General features: G+C 38.2%; 12 protein-coding genes. 8 read left to right on the top strand and 4 right to left on the bottom strand.

The window, feature by feature from the left end; genetic code table 11:
• Window positions 1-87 precede the first annotated feature (87 nt).
• From BM383_RS05430 to BM383_RS05395, 8 genes are all read left to right on the top strand, one after another.
• Entirely contained in the window at window positions 88-1,458 is a 1,371-nt protein-coding gene (locus BM383_RS05430; RefSeq protein WP_093023806.1) for a sulfatase-like hydrolase/transferase, read from the top strand.
• Between the two features lie 4 nt (window positions 1,459-1,462).
• The gene (locus BM383_RS05425) at window positions 1,463-2,467 is read left to right on the top strand and encodes a family 43 glycosylhydrolase (RefSeq protein WP_245766532.1); all 1,005 of its coding nucleotides are present in this window, start codon (window positions 1,463-1,465) and stop codon (window positions 2,465-2,467) included.
• A 1-nt stretch (window position 2,468) separates the two neighbouring features.
• Window positions 2,469-2,783: an L-rhamnose mutarotase gene (gene rhaM / locus BM383_RS05420; protein WP_093023801.1), complete on the top strand. Its 315-nt coding sequence runs from the start codon at window positions 2,469-2,471 to the stop codon at window positions 2,781-2,783.
• A gap of 79 nt (window positions 2,784-2,862) precedes the next feature.
• Window positions 2,863-4,140: a rhamnogalacturonan acetylesterase gene (locus tag BM383_RS05415; protein WP_093024066.1), complete on the top strand. Its 1,278-nt coding sequence runs from the start codon at window positions 2,863-2,865 to the stop codon at window positions 4,138-4,140.
• A 3-nt stretch (window positions 4,141-4,143) separates the two neighbouring features.
• Window positions 4,144-6,999: a glycoside hydrolase family 2 TIM barrel-domain containing protein gene (locus BM383_RS05410; protein WP_093023799.1), complete on the top strand. Its 2,856-nt coding sequence runs from the start codon at window positions 4,144-4,146 to the stop codon at window positions 6,997-6,999.
• Window positions 7,000-7,278: 279 nt separating this feature from the next.
• Entirely contained in the window at window positions 7,279-8,796 is a 1,518-nt protein-coding gene (locus tag BM383_RS05405) for a rhamnogalacturonan acetylesterase (RefSeq protein ID WP_093023797.1), read from the top strand.
• 4 nt (window positions 8,797-8,800) lie between these two features.
• Window positions 8,801-11,767, top strand: coding sequence for a DUF4982 domain-containing protein (locus tag BM383_RS05400; RefSeq protein WP_093023795.1), 2,967 nt, complete (start codon window positions 8,801-8,803; stop codon window positions 11,765-11,767).
• A gap of 81 nt (window positions 11,768-11,848) precedes the next feature.
• The gene (locus tag BM383_RS05395) at window positions 11,849-13,624 is read left to right on the top strand and encodes a rhamnogalacturonan lyase (protein ID WP_245766531.1); all 1,776 of its coding nucleotides are present in this window, start codon (window positions 11,849-11,851) and stop codon (window positions 13,622-13,624) included.
• Here BM383_RS05395 and uxuA read toward each other — a convergent pair.
• From uxuA to BM383_RS05375, 4 genes are all read right to left on the bottom strand, one after another.
• On the bottom strand, window positions 13,621-14,817 hold the full coding sequence (gene uxuA, locus BM383_RS05390; protein ID WP_093023791.1) for a mannonate dehydratase: 1,197 nt from the start codon (window positions 14,815-14,817) through the stop codon (window positions 13,621-13,623). The genes BM383_RS05395 and uxuA overlap by 4 nt on opposite strands.
• 9 nt (window positions 14,818-14,826) lie before the next feature.
• Window positions 14,827-17,640, bottom strand: a complete 2,814-nt coding sequence (locus BM383_RS05385; RefSeq protein WP_093023789.1) for a glycosyl hydrolase 115 family protein — start codon at window positions 17,638-17,640, stop codon at window positions 14,827-14,829.
• Between the two features lie 52 nt (window positions 17,641-17,692).
• A complete protein-coding gene (locus tag BM383_RS05380) occupies window positions 17,693-18,427 on the bottom strand; it encodes a sensor histidine kinase (RefSeq protein WP_245766530.1) in 735 nt (244 codons plus the stop codon).
• A 301-nt stretch (window positions 18,428-18,728) separates the two neighbouring features.
• Complete coding sequence (locus BM383_RS05375; protein WP_093023785.1) at window positions 18,729-19,949, bottom strand: ABC transporter permease; 1,221 nt, start codon at window positions 19,947-19,949, stop codon at window positions 18,729-18,731.
• Between the last annotated feature and the right edge of the window lies 1 nt (window position 19,950).

The following is a 19,950-nucleotide window of genomic DNA, read 5'->3' as shown; positions in this document are numbered from 1 at the left end:
GCATACTCATGCTGTTTTATATTTGGTTAGTGGCAATAAGATCTTCCTAGAAGATCTTATTGCCTTTTTAGTTATAAGATACTTTTAATGAAACCATTGTTAACACATACATATATTGGGGTACTCACATCTGTTTTACTGCTCTTTACAAGTTGTGAAAAAGTAAAAACTGAAAGTACACTACCTACCACAAAACCTAATTTTTTAATTGTAATTACTGATGATGCCGGCTGGAACGATATAAGTCTTCATGGATCTGAAATTAAAACTCCAACCATTGATGCATTGGCTAACAACGGCATACAATTAGAGCGTTTCTATGTAAACCCAACCTGCTCTCCCACCCGAGCTAGTCTGCTTACCGGAATGCCTGCCAGTAGAATGGGAATTGTAGCCCCTATTAGCGGTCGAAGTGAAAAAACATTACCCGATTCTATTGCTACACTTCCACAAATGTTACAAAAAGCAGGGTACCAAACGGCCCTTATGGGCAAATGGCATTTAGGCTTACAACCCAAAAGTGGCCCAAAAGCATACGGTTTTGATTACTCTTACGGATTTTTGCACGGACAAATAGATCAATATGCACATCATTATAAAAATGGAGACCCAAGTTGGTACAGACAAGGCAAATTGATTGAAGAAGAAGGTCACGCCACAGACCTTATTACCAAAGAAGCTATTGATTGGTTACAACAGCGCGACACTACCAAAAACTTCTTTTTACAAGTAGCATACAGCGCTCCGCACATTCCACTTCAAGAACCAGAAAAATGGACATCTCAATATGAATTCATTCAAAATAAAAGTCGAAGAGATTATGCTGCAGCCATGGCGCATATGGACGCCTCCTTTGGAAAAATTATAGACAAACTCAAAAAATCAAATCAATTAGAAAATACCATCATACTTTTTATGAGTGATAATGGTGCTCAGGAAAATTGGTATCCTACCACACAATACAATGGAAAGTACGGTCCAAATGACAGTCTAGGAAGTAATTTTCCGCTCAGAGATTTTAAGAAAAGTAATTACGAAGGCGCCATTCGTGTAACTGCCATTGTCTATTGGAAAAATCATTTTAAAAATCATAAAAACAATAATTACATAGCCGTTACCGATATAATGCCTACATTTATTGACTTTGCAGCAGCAAACCTTCCTAATAATGTAGAAGGCATCTCTATTAAAAACATGCTAAATTCTAAAGAAGTCAACAATCATGCTATTTATGTGCGGGGACACCTTCAGGAAAGCTATATTGAAAAACCCTGGAAATTAATTAGAACCAGACATCTGAATGCTGCTACAGAATTTGAATTATACAATATTGAAACAGATGCTACCGAAACCGAAAATGTGATTACAACACATCCGGAAATTGCTGAGCACCTTAAAAAACAATTAGAAACCGAATTTAACAAAGACACCCCAAACGTTAATGTTCCGCTAAAATAATATGATGAAAAAACTACTTACACTTTTTTGTTGCATTGCAACTTTATCAGCTATTGCACAACACGGTTTTAAAGCCGACAAACCCATTTTTGTAGATCCTATAGAAGATGGTGCTGCAGACCCTGCTATTGTATTCAACAGAAATAAAAACAAGTATTTTATGTTCTACACCAACCGTAGAGCTAAAACAGAAAATCTGGGTGGTGTGGCTTGGGTTCACGGCACCAAAATTGGTATGGCAAGCTCTATTAACGGAGCACATTGGAAATACGAAGGCACTTGTACTTTTGAAGGTTTCAATGAAATTCCTGAAAATGAAATCACCTATTGGGCACCAGATGTTGTATATCATAAAGGTCTTTACCACATGTATGTTACCATTGTTCCCGGTATTTTCGAAGGTTGGTATCATCCAAGATTCATAGCTCATTACACTTCTAAGAATTTAACCAATTGGAAATTTCAGTCAAAACTAACACTTGCTTCTGAGCGTTGTATAGATGCGAGTGTATTTCAATTACCCAACGGAAACTGGCGCATGTATTACAACAATGAAAATGATAACAAATCTATGTATTATGCCGATAGTCCTAATTTGTATGATTGGAAAGACTGCGGAAAAAAAGTAATTGATACAAGAGGCGAAGGGGCTAAAATTTTTCAATGGAAAGGAACTAACTGGATGATTATTGATTCCTGGAAAGGACTTTCCGTTTTTCAATCAGATGATTTAGAACATTGGCATATTCAGGAAAAAAGAATTCTGGAAACTCCGGGAACAGGCAAGGATGATGCCGTAAAAGGAGGTCACGCAGATGTAATTGTTCAGGACGATAAAGCCTATATTTTCTACTTTACACACCCGGGAAGAACTCCTGAAAACAATGGAATAGACAATCACAATACCCGAAGAAGTGTTATTCAAATTGCAGCGCTTACGTATACCAACGGCGTAATTAGTTGCGATAGAAATAAAAACGTATCTATTAACCTAAATCCTATAAAATAATATGACAACCGTTGCTTTTAAAATGCAATTGAAACCAGGTTTTGAAGCAGAATACAAAAAACGCCATGACGAAATTTGGCCAGAACTTTCAACTCTTTTAAAAGAAGCTGGAGTTGCCAACTACCACATATTTCTAGACGAAGAAACCTTAACACTTTTTGGAGTTCAGGAATTGAAAACAAACCACACTTCTGATAACTTACCAAAACATCCTATTATGCAAAAATGGTGGCAATACATGGCCGATATTATGGAAACCAATGCAGACAAATCGCCCGTGGCAATTCCGCTAAAAGAAGTATTCTACATGCCATAGCTAACAAAAATCATCATAGTACAGGATGCTTGGGTTTTCTGCAAATAATATCTTAGCTTTAAACTTTCAATATTTCAGAATGATGTATCGCTACCTAAGCATTTTGTTACTGCTAACAACTTTTAGCGTAAAATCGCAAACGTTTTCATTTACAACAAAAAACAAAGCAGATCACCACATAACATCAGGTGTTTCATACATAGATAATCAAAAATTTGGTTTCGATTTTCAAACAGAAAAAGACATCTTATTCTCCGAAAATGGAGCTACAACAACAGCACCCACCTATTTTTCTGTAAATCTTCCGGAAGATAATTATCAAATTTCCATCACGTTTTGTGCTCCTGAAAAAACATCAGAAGTCACCGTAAAAGCAGAATCTAGAAGATTAATGATAGATCAGTTACAAATTCCGGCTGGCACTAAAGAAACGGTCACCTTCAATGTACATTTACACTATACCGAGATTGACGGCGCCAACTATAAAATGGAACTAAAATCAAGAGAAGTTGGAATTTTAAATTGGGATAACAAACTTACTTTAGAGTTCTCTGAAGGAGTTACAATTGAACACATCAACATTCAACCGCTCAACCGTGTTACCACTTTATTTTTGGCAGGCGATTCCACAGTAACCGACCAGGATTTGGAACCTTGGGCTTCTTGGGGACAATTTTTCACCAATTACATTAACAACAAAGCAGTGGTTGGTAATTATGCTTCTTCCGGAGCTTCACTCCCCTCTTTCAAAGGACAAAAACGCCTGGAAAAAATTCTTTCAGAACTTAAAAAAGGGGATTATGTTTTGATTGAGTTTGGACATAATGATGAAAAAATAAAGGGCGAAGGCAACGGCGCTTATGGTTTGTATACCAATTTATTGAAAGAATACATTACCAAAGTCCGAGCAAAAGGCGGAAATCCGGTATTGTTAACGCCTACCCAAAGACGCTTCTTCGAGAACGGAAAACTAAAGCCAACCCATGGTGATTTCCCTAACGCGATGCGAAAAGTAGCTAAAGAATTAAATGTTCAGTTGATAGATTTAACCAAACTAACTACGGATATGTACGAAAGTTGGGGAGACGAAAATTCAAGAAATGCCTTTGTTCAATATCCGGCAAACACCTTTCCAGGACAAACCGAAAAACTAGAAGACAATACACATTTTAATACATTTGGCGCCAATGAAATTGCGTTGGCAATTGTTCAGGAAATTAAAAATCAACACTTGGAATTGGTTCAGTTTTTAAAGCCAAACATTCCAAATTACAATCCTAAAAAACCAAATCAAATTGCAGACTGGACACTTCCAATGAGTCCACGATTTGAAAGCGAAAAACCATACGGAAACTAAACTATGAAAAAAACAACCAAACTTGCCATACCTGCTACGCTTCTTTTTATGCTGAATTCGTTTGCTCAGGAAACGCAAAAAATCCTATTATCAGGTCCTGATTTTGAGCATCAAACAGCATGGGATTTTAAAGTAACCGACGGACAGAATTCAGGCGAATGGACAAAAATAGGAGTTCCTTCTCAGTGGGAAACCGAAGGCTTTGGAACCTACACTTACGGACGTTGGTACAAAGAATTGAACCAGGAAGAACCTAGCAAAGAAGAAGGTTTTTATAAATATGAATTTGAAGTTCCGCAGGAATATAAAAATCAGCAAGTAATCATCAATTTTGGTGGTGCGATGACTGATACGGAAGTGAAAATCAACGGAAAACTGGCCGGCGAAAAACATCAGGGTGGTTTTTATGAATTCAGCTATGATATTTCAGATTTGATCAATTACGGAGGAAAAAATCTATTGGAAGTTCACGTTTGGAAACATTCCGAAAATCATAATGTAAATAGAGCCGAGCGTTATGCTGATTGGTGGTTGTTTGGCGGAATTTACCGTCCCGTTTGGTTAACTATTTTACCAAAAACCAACATCAAACACGTGGCCATTGATGCAAAAGCAAATGGAAATTTAACAGCCGATTTTGAGTTTGAAAATCTTCCTAAAAATGCAGAAGTTGAAATTTCGCTGATTGCAGATGGTGCTTCTTCTTCGAGTTTCAAAAAATTCACAAAAGAACTCGATAAAAAAACTGAAAAACAACGAATTTCAGTTCAGTTTGAAAATATAAATCCGTGGAATCCGGAAGATCCTAATTTGTATTGGGTGCAATTCGATCTTAAGAAAAACGGAGAAGTTTTACATTCTATCAAAAAACGTATTGGATTTAGAACTTTAGAATTCAGAAAGCGTGATGGAATTTACGTGAACGGCACCAAAATAAAAATGAAAGGAATCAACCGCCACACTTTTTGGCCAGAATCCGGGCGAAGCACCAGCAAGCGTATCAGCTTGCTAGATGTAAACCTCATCAAAGATATGAATATGAATGCGGTGCGTTTTCATTATCCGCCAGACACTCATTTTCTGGAAGTTTGTGACTCGCTAGGACTTTTTGTGTTAGACGAATTAGCCGGATGGCAAAATGGATATGACACCGAAACCGGACAAAAGTTGATCAAAGAAATGGTTCAGCGCGATGTCAACCATCCGTCAGTGATTATTTGGGATCAAGGGAATGAAGGCGGTTGGAATTACGAATTAGATAATGATTTCTCAAAATACGATCCTCAAAACAGAATTGTGATTCATCCTTGGTCAGATTTCAACGGTTGGGATGCGCACCACTACCCTACTTTTCAAACAGGAGTGCACCGTTTTGGAAGTGGTGAAAATGTATTTTTTCCAACGGAAACCATGCACGGAACGTACGATAACGGAATTGGTTCCGGATTGCGTGATTTTTGGGAACATTACAGTAAAAGTCCGCTTTTTGCCGGAAGTTTCCTTTGGGTTTTTAGTGACGAAGCCGTCTTAAGAACCGATTGGACAGGAGAACAAAAATATGATTCTAAAGGTAATTTAGCCCCCGACGGAGCTTTGGGACCACACCGCGAAAAAGAAGGCAGTTTCTATGCTGTGAAAGAAGTTTGGGCGCCAATGCAGTTTCAACCCTTGCAGATCACACAAACTTTTAATGGTGAGTTCTTAGTTGAAAACACCTATTTATTTACCAATTTGAATGAGTGCAACATCACTTATAAAGTACAACAGGTACCTAAAAATTTCTTGTATGTGGATGCTGAAGTACAAACCATTTATAAAGGTAATTTTGAAGTTTCGGACATTCAACCGGGAGAAACACGTAAGTTGAAAATGCCTGTAAAAGACAATTTCTTTGAAGGTGATTGGGTTGAAATTACAGCTACCGACAAGTACGGAAGAGAAATTTATACCTGGACCTGGAAAATTCACCACGCTGATGCATTTGCTGCAAAATTCATTCAAAAAAATAATGGAGAAAAAGCCAGCGCCACAGACAATGGAACTTCAGTTGTTTTAAATGGCGGAAACGTAAGCATAACGCTCGATAAAAAGTCAGGTGAAATTACTAAAATCACCAACGCCAAAGGTGAAATGCCATTTGTAAACGGGCCTCGCCCAATTGGGATGCAAGCAGAAGTGGATAAAATTGAAATCAAAAACAACAAAGAAAATGCGGTAGCTACCGTGTTTTACAATGGTGGGATCGATCATATCACATGGACCATCACCAACGACGGAAGAGTGCATATGGAAGCTATTATGTTGAAAAATGCCGGACGCAACAGTGGTTTTGACGGTGCATTTTTTCAGGGAGAAATTAGTAAATTCGGACTTACTTTTGACTTTCCGGAAGAGATTGTTGAAGGTTTCAAATGGTTTGGAAAAGGTCCGTACCGCGTTTGGAAAAACCGTTTAGACGGAGTAGAATACAATGTTTGGGACAAAGACTACAACAACACCATTACAGGTGAAAGTTTTGAAAATCTCATCTATCCAGAATTTAAAGGATACCACGCGAATTTCATTGCAGGAAAACTAGAAGCGAAAGACAAAACTTTTAGAATTTTTAGTGAATCAGATCAGTTATTCTTGCGCTTATTTACGCCAGACAAACCTAAAAATGTAGTCTCTAAAGCAAAAGCACACCCAAGTTTCCCAGAAGGAAATATTTCGTTTATGTACGAAATTCCGGGAATGCACGCTTTCAAACCGCTTTCACAACAAGGACCAAGTAGTCAGCCAACCAACATCCGAATCAAAAATGGTGATGATGGTATTTCCATGAAGTTATGGTTTGACTTTAGAGATTTTGAGGAATAGATTTTAGTAGTGAAAAATTAAGAAACAAAATCGTCATCCTGAACTTGTTTCAGGATCTCACCCAAATAATAACCTGATCATATTTCGTGTTAATCACGAGAGGATAAAAATGAAAAAATTAAAGATAGTCTAGAGACTAAACTCTAGCATCTAAATAACATAAACCAACTGCGCAAGGGATGGCAGCGGCATCCTTTTTTTGCTTGAACAAGTGGCAAAAAAAGATACAGCGAACAGCCCGACCCGACAGGGATGCGCCCAAAAAACATCAACTAAAAAATGAAAACAACCAAGTTATTTGCTGTGTTATTACTTATTGCAAGCTTTGTGAGCTGTGAACAAAAACCAGAAGGCAAACCCACCGTTTACATCATCGGCGATTCTACTGTGAAAAATGGTAGCGGTAAAGGTGATGGCGGACTTTGGGGCTGGGGTGATTATATGGATCAGTTTCTGGACACTACAAAAGTTGCCATTGAAAATCACGCTTTAGGTGGCACTAGTAGCCGAACTTTCCAGAGCAAAGGTCTGTGGGAGCCCGTGAAAGACAGTCTAAAAAAAGGAGATTATGTGTTGTTGCAATTTGGACATAATGATAGCGGTGCGTTGAACGATGATTCTCGTGCGCGTGGAACAATTAAAGGAGTTGGAGAAGAAAGCGAAGAAATTGACAATATGCTTACCGGCGAACACGAAATAGTACATTCTTACGGTTGGTATTTGCGTAAAGTAATCAAAGAAGCCAAGGAAAAAGGGGCAATTCCGGTAGTTATGTCTCCTATTCCTCGAAATGATTGGACGGACGGAAAATTGTCTAGAAACGATAAATCGTACGGTGGTTGGGCAAAACAAGTTGCCGAAGAAGAAGGCGTTACCTTCATCAATTTGAATGAAAGAATGGTCAACGCTTTGAATCCAATAGGTGAAGAAAAAGTAACCGGAACGTACTTTTACAAACGCGATCATACGCATACTTCGGCACGTGGAGCACTGCTTTCGGCTAGTTTAATTTCGGAAGGTTTGGCTGCGTCTGATAATGATTTGAAAGCATATTTACTGAAAGACCCAAAAACGCATTTGCCTGAAAAGAAAGATATTTTCTTGATCGGAGACTCTACCGTTGCAAATAATGGAAAAGATAGTATTACCGGTTGGGGTGTTGTTTTCGAAAAATATTTTGATACTACCCGAGTTCGCATTCATAACAAAGCTAGAGGAGGTCGCAGTAGTCGTACCTATCGCGGTGAAGGTTTGTGGGACGAAGTGAAAGATTCGCTAAACGAAGGTGATTTTGTGTTGATGCAATTTGGGCATAACGATGGCGGACATATTGATACGCCAAAATATCGTGGTTCTATCCGCGGAATGGGCGATGAAACGCAGATAGTAGATTTTGGAAACGACAGTACCGAAGTGGTGCACACCTATGGTTGGTATATGAAAAAATACATTGAAGAAACCAAAGCCAAAGGCGCCACTCCTATTGTGTTGAGTATGGTTCCTAGGAATATTTGGCACGGAGATAAAGTAGAGCGTAATGACGACGATTATGCTGGTTTAGCAAAACAAGCCGCAGAAGAAATGGATGCCATTTTTGTAAATCTGAATGATGCTGTAGCGCTGAAATACGAAGCTATGGGAAAAGATAAAGTGAAAGCGTATTTTCCAAAAGACCATACGCACACCAACAAAGAAGGTGCAGAAGTGAATGCTTTAACGGTTGCCGAAAACTTAGAGCAAATTAGAAATTGCTATATCCGCGATTATATTTATTTGCCGGAAGAAGCGAAAAAATAAGCCTATGCATTTCCGAAAATCATTACCAAGCTTAATCCTTCTGTTATGTTGTTTATTAAAATTGAATGCGCAAGGATTTGACCGACAAGTATTCAATTTTAATCCTGATTGGAAATTTCAAACAGGCGATGTTCCAAAAGCAGCACAAATGAATTTTGATGATGCCAATTGGACCAGCGTGAGTTTGCCGCACGCCTACAATCAGGAAGAAGCTTTTCGGGTTTCTATTGAAGAGCTCACCACCGGAATTGTTTGGTATCGAAAGTCGTTTAAAATTCCGCAAGAATTTGAAGGCAAAAAAGTCTTTATTGAGTTTGAAGGCATTCGTCAAGGAGGAGAAATCTATCTGAATGGCGAAAAAATAGGACTGCACGAAAACGGAACAATGGCTTTTGGTTTTGATCTTTCGGAAAAAATAAAATTCGGAAATCAAGAAAATGTGATTGCATTACGCATTGATAATTCGTGGGATTATCGCCAGAAATCGACTAATGCTACTTATCGTTGGAACGATAAAAACTTCAATGCCAATTACGGCGGTATTCCGAAAAATGTAAAATTGCACATCACGGCGAAAACTTATCAAACGCTTCCACTCTACTCCAATTTACAAACAACCGGAGTTTATGTGTATGCGAAAGATTTCAATATTGTCGATCAAAAAGCGAGGATTCACGCTGAATCTGAAGTTAAAAATGAATCAAATGAAGCCAAAACACTTCAATATGAAGTTGTTTTAGAAGATGCTGACGGAAACGAAATTGCAAAATTTGCTTCCGAAAACGTCCAATTTCAACCTGGAGAACAGAAAATAATTCAAGCTGAAAAAGCAATTGAAAACCTTCAATTTTGGAGTTGGGGTTACGGCTATTTGTACACGGTAAAAACCAGATTACTTGAAAACAACCAATTACTTGATGAAGTAAAAACCCAAACCGGATTTAGAAAAACAGCTTTTAGAAACGGGATGGTATACCTCAACGATCGCGTATTGCAAATGAAAGGATATGCACAACGCACCAGCAATGAGTGGCCTGCGGTTGGACTTTCGGTTCCGCCTTGGATGAGCGATTTCAGCAATCATTTAATGTTAGAAAGCAATGCCAATTTGGTACGTTGGATGCACACCACGCCCTGGAAACAAGATGTAGAATCTTGTGATCGCCTCGGACTCATTCAGGCAATGCCAGCCGGAGATTCCGAGGGTGACAGCAAAGGCGATCATTGGAAACAGCGCACTCAATTAATGCGCGACGCCATCATTTACAACCGAAATAATCCCAGTATTATTTTCTACGAATGCGGAAATGAATCCATCAGCGAACCGCATATGCACGAAATGAAAAGCATTCGCAACACTTTTGATCCTTATGGCGGTAGAGCAATTGGATCGAGGGAAATGCTCGACAGTCAAGAAGCGGAATATGGTGGCGAAATGTTATACATTAATCACAGCGCCGACATCCCGATGTGGGCAACTGAATATTCGCGCGACGAAGGTTTGCGCAAATATTGGGACGAGTTCACTCCACCTTTTCACGAAGAAGGTGACGGCCCGCTCTACAAAGGAAATCCTGCCACTTCTTATAATCACAATCAAGATGCGCACGCTATTGAAAATGTAGTACGTTGGTTTGATTATTTTGAAGCCAGACCCGGCACCGGAAATCGTGTAAGTTCGGGAGGCGTTAATATCATTTTTTCAGACTCGAACACGCATCATCGTGGTGAAGAAAATTACCGTTCTAGTGGTGAAGTAGATCCTATGCGTATTCCGAAAGACAATTATTTTGTGCATCAGGTGATGTGGAATGGTTGGGTAGATATTAAAGAACATTCCTTACATATTTTAGGACATTGGAATTACAAAGAAGGTACCGTAAAGAATGAATATGTAGTTGCTACGGGAGCTAAAGTAGAATTATTTCTGAATGGAAAATCGCTTGGTTGTGGCAAACAGAGTCATCAATTTTTATTCACTTTTGAAAACATCCAATTTGAACCCGGAACTTTAAAAGCCGTGAGTTATGATGCTGATGGAAATATTCTTTCAGAAAGCACTAAAAAAACAGCCGGTGAACCTAAAGAAATTCGGTTACAACTACGAACTGCTCCAAATGGATTGCTTGCCGATGCTGCAGATATTGCCTTGGTAGATGTAGAAGTTGTAGATAAAAACGGAAATCGTTGCCCTGTAGATCATTCAGAAATCACCTTTGAGCTTTCTGGAAAAGCTGATTGGTTGGGTGGACTAGCTGATGGACCCAACAACAATATTCTCTCGAAAAAATTACCGGTGATTAACGGTATCAATCGCGTAATGTTTCGTTCTACCACTGAAGCTGGAAAAATCAAATTAAAAGCCAAAGCAAAAGGATTAAAATCGGCGCAAATTACCTTGAATTCTGTTCCTTTTGAATCTACAAACGGATTGTCTACACAATTTCCGGGAGCAGATCTACCGCTGAATTTAGAACGTGGTCCCACACCAAAAACGCCTTCTTACAGTAAAAAAAGAGAAACTATTTATATCGCTAATGCTACTGCTGGCGCAAATCAGAAGGAAACTTATCATACCTACGATGACAACGAATTAACCGAGTGGACCAACGATGGCAACATAAACACCGGATGGATTGAATATGAATTTGCTAAACCCGTAACTGCAAGTCAATGCGTGATAAAACTTACCGGATGGCGCACCAAAACGTATCCGATTCGCATTACTGCAAAAAACCAAGTTTTATTTGAAGGTGAAACCTGGCAAAGTTTGGGTTATATTACGATTCCGCTAGAAAAAGTAGAAACCGATGCTATCAAAATCGCATTGATCGGTGCCAATACCGAAGCTGATGCTTACAACGAAATTATAGAAGTAGACCCAACAAAAGAGCTTGATTTGTACAAAGACAAAAAAGCCGCCGACGCCAAAGGCCAATTGCGTATTGTTGAAATCGAGTTTTACGAATAAAATCAATAGTTATAAACCAAAACCATGTTCCGAAAATCCCTACCAAGCCTTTTTATTCTATACATATTTCCACTAGTCGCCATGAGTCAGCAACTGGAAAAATTAGATCGTGGATTGGTGGCGATCAAAAAAAGTGATCAGGAAGTTTTTATCAGTTGGCGCTCTTTTCAAGAAGATGCGGCCGACTTAGGTTTCAACATCTACAGATCGTCAGGCGGAAAAACTGTTAAATTGAATTCTACTCCCATTACCTCAAAAACATGGTTTATAGATGCTACTTTTCAAGCTAAACAAAACAATACCTGGTTTGTAAAAAGTGTATTGAATTCAAAAGAAAAAAACGAAGCCGGAGAATTTACAATTTCGGCAAATAGTGAAGTAAACCCATACTTTTCAATTCCATTACAAACTCCCAAAGGTTATTCGCCCAACGATGCTTCTGTAGGCGATTTAGATGGTGACGGTGCTTATGAGATTGTATTGCATCAAACCGGGCGCGGCCATGACAATTCACATACCGGATTGACCGACCCTCCAATTTTTCAGGCCTATAAAATGGATGGCACCTTGCTATGGGAAATCAATTTAGGGAAAAACATTCGTGAAGGTGCTCATTACACTCAATTCTTAGTCTATGATTTTGATGGAGACGGAAAAGCAGAAATCGTTTGTAAAACCGCCGATGGCACTACAGACGGAGCAGGAAATGTGATTGGAGATGCTAGCAAAGACTGGCGTAGTTTGGACGAAAATGCTAAAACCTACGGAAAAATTTTAGACGGACCTGAATACCTTACTGTTTTTGAAGGCACTACCGGAAAAGCACTTGCAACAACTGATTATATTCCGGCTCGCGGAAATATTGGCGGATGGGGAGGCAAAGGTGGCAACGGAGGAAATGACCGAACCGGAAATCGTGTAGACCGTTTTACCGCTGCCGTGGCCTATTTAGATGGAAAACATCCTAGTTTTGTGATGTGTCGTGGCTATTACGGAAGATCGGTTTTGGCGGCTTTCGATTTTAATAATGGAAAAATTAAATCTCGTTGGGTATTTGATACCGAAAATGGTAGAAATCCATATTCCGGACAAGGAAATCATGGCTTGTCTGTAGCCGATGTTGATGATGACGGAAAAGACGAAATTATCTTTGGCGCCATGACGGTTGACGATGATGGAACCGGATTGTACACTACCGGATTTAGACATGGAGATGCCTTGCATGTTTCAGACTTAGATCCTGAAAATCCTGGATTGGAAGTTTTTGGAGTTCACGAAATTGAAGACCACACCACAGGTCCCGGAGTCACCCTTAGAAAAGCGATTGATGGTAGTGTGTTGTTTACCTCAGCGCCCAACAGCGATGTGGGCAGAGGTGTTGCAGCCAACATAGATACAACCAGAATTGGGGCACAAATTTGGTGGTTAGGAGACAAAAACTTATACGACATCAAAGGAAATAAAATTGGAAATGCCCCAAAGGAAGTTAATTTCTTAATCTGGTGGGATGGCGATGCTACACGTGAATTGTTAGACGGCACACACATTACCAAATACGGAAAAGGAGTTATTTTTGAAGCTGAAGGAACTCGTTCGAACAATTGGACGAAAAAGACTCCTACACTATCGGGAGATATCTTGGGCGATTGGCGTGAAGAACTGATCTTGCCATCTATAGATAATCAGGAATTGAGAGTCTATTCTACTACAATTCCTACCGACATTAAACTACCTACTTTAATGCAAGACAGGCAATACCGTTTAAGCATTGCCTGGCAAAATGTGGGCTATAACCAGCCGCCACATCCTAGTTTTTATTTGGGAACCGGATTTAAAAAATATTGGAAAAAGTACTAAGCTTCTTGTGCTTTTGCCATTTGAATAATTCCAAATTCTAAACCTCGTAATTCTGCTAAACCTCGCAAGCGACCAATAGCTGAATATCCAGGGTAATAAGGTTTTCCCTGATCGTCCATCATTTCATGGCCATGATCTGGTCGCATTGGTAAGACTCTTTGATCTGTTTGATGACAATCATAAAAGGTTTTTATCAATTCAAACATTTGAGCACTTCCTTCTAAATGATTGGCTTCATAAAAATGATAAGGCGCTACCCTATTTACCGAACGCAAATGCACAAAGTGAATGCGATCGTAATACGTTTTGATAATTTCTGGCAGCTTATTAACTTCTGAAGCGCCTAAACTTCCGCTGCAAAATGTAAGTCCGTTATGAATTGAAGGAACCGCTTCAAAAATAAACTTAAGATCTCCAGCTGTGCTCACAATTCTTGGTAACCCAAAAACCGGCCATGGCGGATCATCTGGGTGAATCGCCAGCACAACGCCTAATTCTTCGGCAACCGGAATTACTTCTTTCAGAAAATAAATTAAATTTTCCTGTAATTGTTCTCGTGAAATTCCCTCATACTGTTCTAAACCATTTTTCAATTTTTCAATGGTAAATGCATCGGTTTCACCGGGCAAAGCTAAAAGTAAATTTCGCTTTAGATTTTCTATTTCGACTTCTGAAAAATTACTATATCGATTTTTAGCCTTTTGAAGAATATCTTGGATATATGAGGCCGTTGCATTTTCTCGTTTCAATATAAAAATATCGAATACAGCTACGTTTATCATATCATAAAACAGTGCTTTACTCCCATCTTGTAATTCATATTTCAAATCGGTTCTTAACCAATCTAAAATAGGCATAAAATTGTAGCAAATAGTCTTAATCCCGCATTCTGCAAGATTTCTTAGACTTACTTTATAGTTCTCAATTAACTGATCTCTTTCAGGTCTTCCTTGTTTGATAAACTCGTGAACAGGCAAACTTTCAACCACATTCCAGTGTAAAGGAAATGGCAATTTATGGTTACTCTGAGCAATTTCGTAAATCCGCTTTTGAATTTCTTCTACAGGCCAAACCTCCCCTACCGGAATATGATGTAACGCGGTAACAACACCCGTTGCTCCTGCCTGTTTTACGGTAGCTAAAGACACTATATCTTGTGGTCCGTACCAACGCCAACTTTGTTCAAAAATCATCCTGTCTACTTAGTTAGTTCTTGTTTCACCTATGAAGCTATAGGGCATATTTCTATTTTCTGTATTCAATATGATAAAATCTAGAGCAACTCCTTCATCTATCATATACAGCTTTATAGTGTGTTTACCTTTATTTTTTATTTGGACAGAAAGTTCTTTACTAGCTAAATTCTTTAACACATTTTCCTTCCATGCTGCACTTCTTCCATGTGTCTGAAAATTTATTACTTGAATTGGGTTATCATCCCATTGAACTCCTATTTTTAATTGTTGCTCTTTTGTAACAGGATGTGTAGGCACTGCTGTTATCACCAATTTAGCGGTATCCGTTACAGTTTCTGTTGTTATCTCATACGACAAAGAAGGATGATTTGCTATGGTTGAAGAAATCAAAGATTTGTGCTCTTTTGATTTAGCCAATATCACGGCTCCGGAATAACCTAAATTTGCTATTTTCTCCCAATAGAATTTATCTGTATTCTCGACTTTATCTGGATTTTCAGCAGCAATTATTGCTAGTCCGTTACGCTCAATAATTGAACCTTTTGGAAGACTGTAATTTTTGACTTGAGTATGAATCTTGAACTTCTGATTTCCAAGCTTAAATATAAAATCACCTGAGTTGACCTCCTTTTCAGAAACCTTACTCCAATCAACCGAGAAGAAAATTCGTTCTTCAATTTTTTCTTCCAATGATGATAATTGTCCCTGTTCTTTTGATACTAGCAACCATTTAGGAAGTTTTTTAATTTTCCAACTCACCTCATTTTCATATCGCAAGAAAATATCCATGTAGAAATTAGCATCAATTCCTTTATAGAAGTTGGGTAATTGATTATGGTTTCCTCCTTCAATAAAAAACGAAGGAGTTTTCTCGATAAGCTGAATACTATCTGTAAACTCCGGTTTATGAAAAACAGGCAGATTCCTTGGTTTCATAGACATCATCCCGTTCCATTTTCCTTCTGAAATAATCTGATTGTATTGTTCTGTTAATTGCTGAATACTATCATAAGCATTCATTGATTTTTGCTGATAGTTTTTGGCGGAAAGTCGGCCTTGTTTGGCATATTTTTGAGCCGAATCTCTGTTCAATTGTTTTTCATTCATCAAAGCAGCTCCTTTTATAGGATAATGCACTAATTGAAAGTAACTGTCTTTTAAATCGGCTGGTAATTTCTTGAAAATTGAATCTGTTTTATATGCTAAACTTTGATATGCATTTAATCTATGCTGAATTTCATCTCCAAAATCAAAAGGCGAATAATCGGTTGGCTTTACCCCTGTTGTTGGTTCGGTTTGGCTCCATCCCATAAACTCCGGTTTGCGTTCCCAAGCCAATTGATAATATTCTTTTCTGATAGCAGAAATTTCAGTTCCAAAATCATTTCCGAAGATATCTTTATAGAATTGATTCCTATGCTTTTCAATCTTTTCAGGTGCATCAAACTTTTCCATATCGTAAGCCATATCCATGAAAAACTGCATGCTGTATTCTGCCGGTTTGATATCACCTACATTTAAAATCCATATTTTCTTGGCGTTCATTTGATACGCCTTGTGCATTTCTTCCCAAATCAAAGTTGGATTGGTAGAACTCAACCACAAATAATCGTGCGGGCGTCCCCAATACGACGCATGATAATAAACTCCGGCACCACCGCTTCGGGAACGCTCCTGCTCATTTCCCAAACGTCTGATGTACGCATAATTATCATCCGTCCAAACCAGTGTAATATCTTCCGGTAATTGCATCCCGTGATCGTACAAATTCAGCACTTCTTTATACACCGTAAAAGCTTGCGGAATTTCAGTGGCGCTTTTTCCACGATGTTTTTCTAGCATAGATCGCTGATCGGCAATTACGGTTTCTAACAAATTCGCCGCTTCTTCCGTACTCGTCACGCCTTCCATTCCACTATCGTGAATACCACGCATGCCAACTGTGAAAATCGCATCAATATCTTTAGATTCCGCTACACGCTCTTCCCAATAGTTCTGAACAGTTTCACGGTTGCTTTTATAATCAAATCTCCCCAATTCTTTTGTCCATTCGTCTACATTGTTGCGTAACATCGGCTCCGCATGCGAACTTCCCAAAACAATATGGTATTTCTCAGCCATTCTAAGATTTCCCGCATAATGAAAAAATGCCTTGGTAGATGGATGCATCGCCGGCCAAATGGTGTTGGCTTTTAAGCGTAATAGCAACTCAAAGATTTTTGCGTAAGTTTTGGGTCCAATATCTCCCGTTTCAGGCTCAAAAGTTTTTTCTGCCCACGGCTGCAATCCCCAATCTTCATCATTCAAAAAAATACCACGAAACTCTACCGATGGCTCTTTAGAAAAGTACGATTCGGCTGGAAAATCCAATTTCGTTTTTTGCTCTACAGGAACATCAGCCCACCAATACCATGGCGAAACGCCGTTCAATTTAGAAAAATCGAATACACCAAAAGCTGTTCCTCGTGCATCGGTTCCGGCAATGATAAAATGTGCTTTACCTTTTGACCAACCTTGATAATAACTTTCTTTTTGTTGCTGAAAAGAAGCCGGAATTTCTTCTGAAAGTTGTTCTTGAATAAATTCAGAATCTATTTTCCCGATAAGAATGGCGTTTTTAGAAATGGCTTTATCAGACGTGAAGACTTTAGGTTTCTCGCTTGTAATTTTGAAAATATCTTCAGCTAACAAATGAGCGGAAATAGAATCTAGCGAAGTTCCATTCGCATCATAATATATTGAATTAATTTCTATGCCACTTTGAAAAGCACTTGCCGAAAATGTAAGCAATAAAGCTATTTTTAAAAGGAAATATTTCATCCTATAAAAATAAGTCGAAGTGTCTTTGAAGATATCCTGTACTTACATGAAATTATTCAGTTTCCACCGTAAGTTCCGTCACAAAAACATCGCCTTTGACGCCATATTCTAGTTGATGCTGTTTTGGATAAATTAGTTTTAAGCGCTGTTCCAAATTCTTTAATCCAATGCCAGAACCACTTTTATCTGAAGTCGCTTTAGGAAAATTTGGATTTTCGGTGGTGAACGTAATAGTGTTCTGCTGTAATTTCATCTCAAAATAAATAATGCTCACATGATTTGCGGAAACTCCATGTTTAAACGCATTTTCTACCAACGAAATAAAAAGCAAAGGAGCTATTTTCACATCTTTAACAATTTCAGGAAAGATTACCTCAACATTTGTTTTGTCTGAAAGTCGCAATTTCATCAATTCAATATACTTTTCCATAAATTGAATTTCATGCTTTAACGAAACTTTTTCGGTAGTTGTTTCGTAAAGCAAATAGCGCATCAACTTACTCAAACTATGAATGGTAGATTTTGCTTTATCCGGAGAAATATCTACCAACGAATAAATGTTATTCAAGGAATTGAAAAAGAAATGTGGTTGTAATTGATACCGTAAATGCTGTAATTCTGATTCTAACTTTACGTTTTCTGCATCTTTACGTTCTGCCTCGGTTTTTATATAGCGTTCAGCTATTTTTAAAGCAACAGAAAATAGTACCGGAATAATAAATGAAATGATTTGCACGTACAAAATCAAGGAAAAAGGAGGCGCTTTATCGTCATCTAAATTAGGCATTACGGTTCTAAAAAATGTACTATTTAACTCGCCTCGAAACCAAATAGAGAAGGCAATTAGAGCAATGTTGACTGTAAAAAAAATGAGTAGTTTTTTCCTATTGAAAAAAGTTTTGTCAATAAGGTAAAAATAGTTGATGTAAAATATAACTGCATAAAGCGTCATGGGTACCCATGAATGAGCTATCACCCGGATCAACACTTGTTGCTGACCGGATGATAACAGGTATGGAAAGCTGAATAAAACTATCCAAACCAACACATGAAATAAAACTATGACACTTTTATTTTTTGCAAACATATTACTCGTATCGTAAAGCTGTTATAGGATCTAAAGCCGCTGCTTTTCTTGCAGGATACCATCCAAAGAAAATACCTGTAATGGCACACACCGCAAAAGAAATAATAATGGAATAACTTGTTACACTTGTTGGCCAATGGGCAATATTTTCTATCAAGAACGTAGCTAATAATCCCAAAGATACGCCAATTAAACCACCTGTAATACTCATTAAAATAGCCTCTATAAGAAACTGCATTAAAATATCACTCCCTTTACCACCAACGGCCATACGTAAACCAATTTCTCGTGTACGTTCTTTTACTGAAACATACATGATATTCATAATACCAATACCACCAACTAAAAGGGAAATACTTGCAATAGCAACTAATAAAACCGTTAACATTTCACTGGTAGAACTAAAGGTTGAAATTAATTCTTCCATAGAAAATACATTAAAATCATCTGCTTCTTCTCCAGTAATATTGTGCTGTTTTCTAAGAATTTCCGAAATCTGTTCTACAGCATCTGGGGCTTTTTCTTCGTTTATTGCTGAAGCTACAATAGTTTGTAAATAATCTATTGCCAAAATACGTTTTTGAACTGCCGTATATGGTGCCAAAATAATATCATCTTGATCTTGTCCAAATGTATTTTCACCCTTCTCACTTAAAACCCCAATAACTTTGAAAGGTGTAGTATCAAAACGAATCATTTTACCTACCGGATCTTCTCCATTTGGGAATAAATTCTCTACAATAGTTTGACCAATTACAGCAACTTTTGCAGAAGATTTTACTTCAGCATCAGTAAACATACTACCGTCTTCTATTTCATATTTTTTGATATCTGCATAAGACGGTGCTACTCCATAAATAGAAGTTGGCCAGTTGTTAGCTCCGTTAATTGCTTGTCCGCTCCCTGAAACTTGCGGAGAAATATCGGTAATCAAAGTAGCTTGCTCTTTCAACGCATTGTAATCTGCCAATTTGAGCGATTGCATTTCACTAGCTTCCAGACGAACTCCTCCACGCATATCGGCTCCCGGACGAATGTTGATCATGTTAGAACCCATACTAGAAATTTGGGTTTTGATACTCTCTTTGGAACCCTCTCCAATAGCCAACATGGCAATTACAGAAGCAACTCCTATGATGATACCTAGCATGGTAAGCAACGTTCTTACTTTGTTGAGTAAGATAGCTTTCCAGGCGGTTTTCATTAAATTTAATATTCTCATA

Source organism: Pustulibacterium marinum (assembly GCF_900116665.1).
Taxonomy (GTDB): domain Bacteria; phylum Bacteroidota; class Bacteroidia; order Flavobacteriales; family Flavobacteriaceae; genus Pustulibacterium; species Pustulibacterium marinum.
The sequence above is the reverse complement of the archived record's forward strand: the minus strand, read 5'-3'. Positions and strand labels throughout refer to the sequence as shown.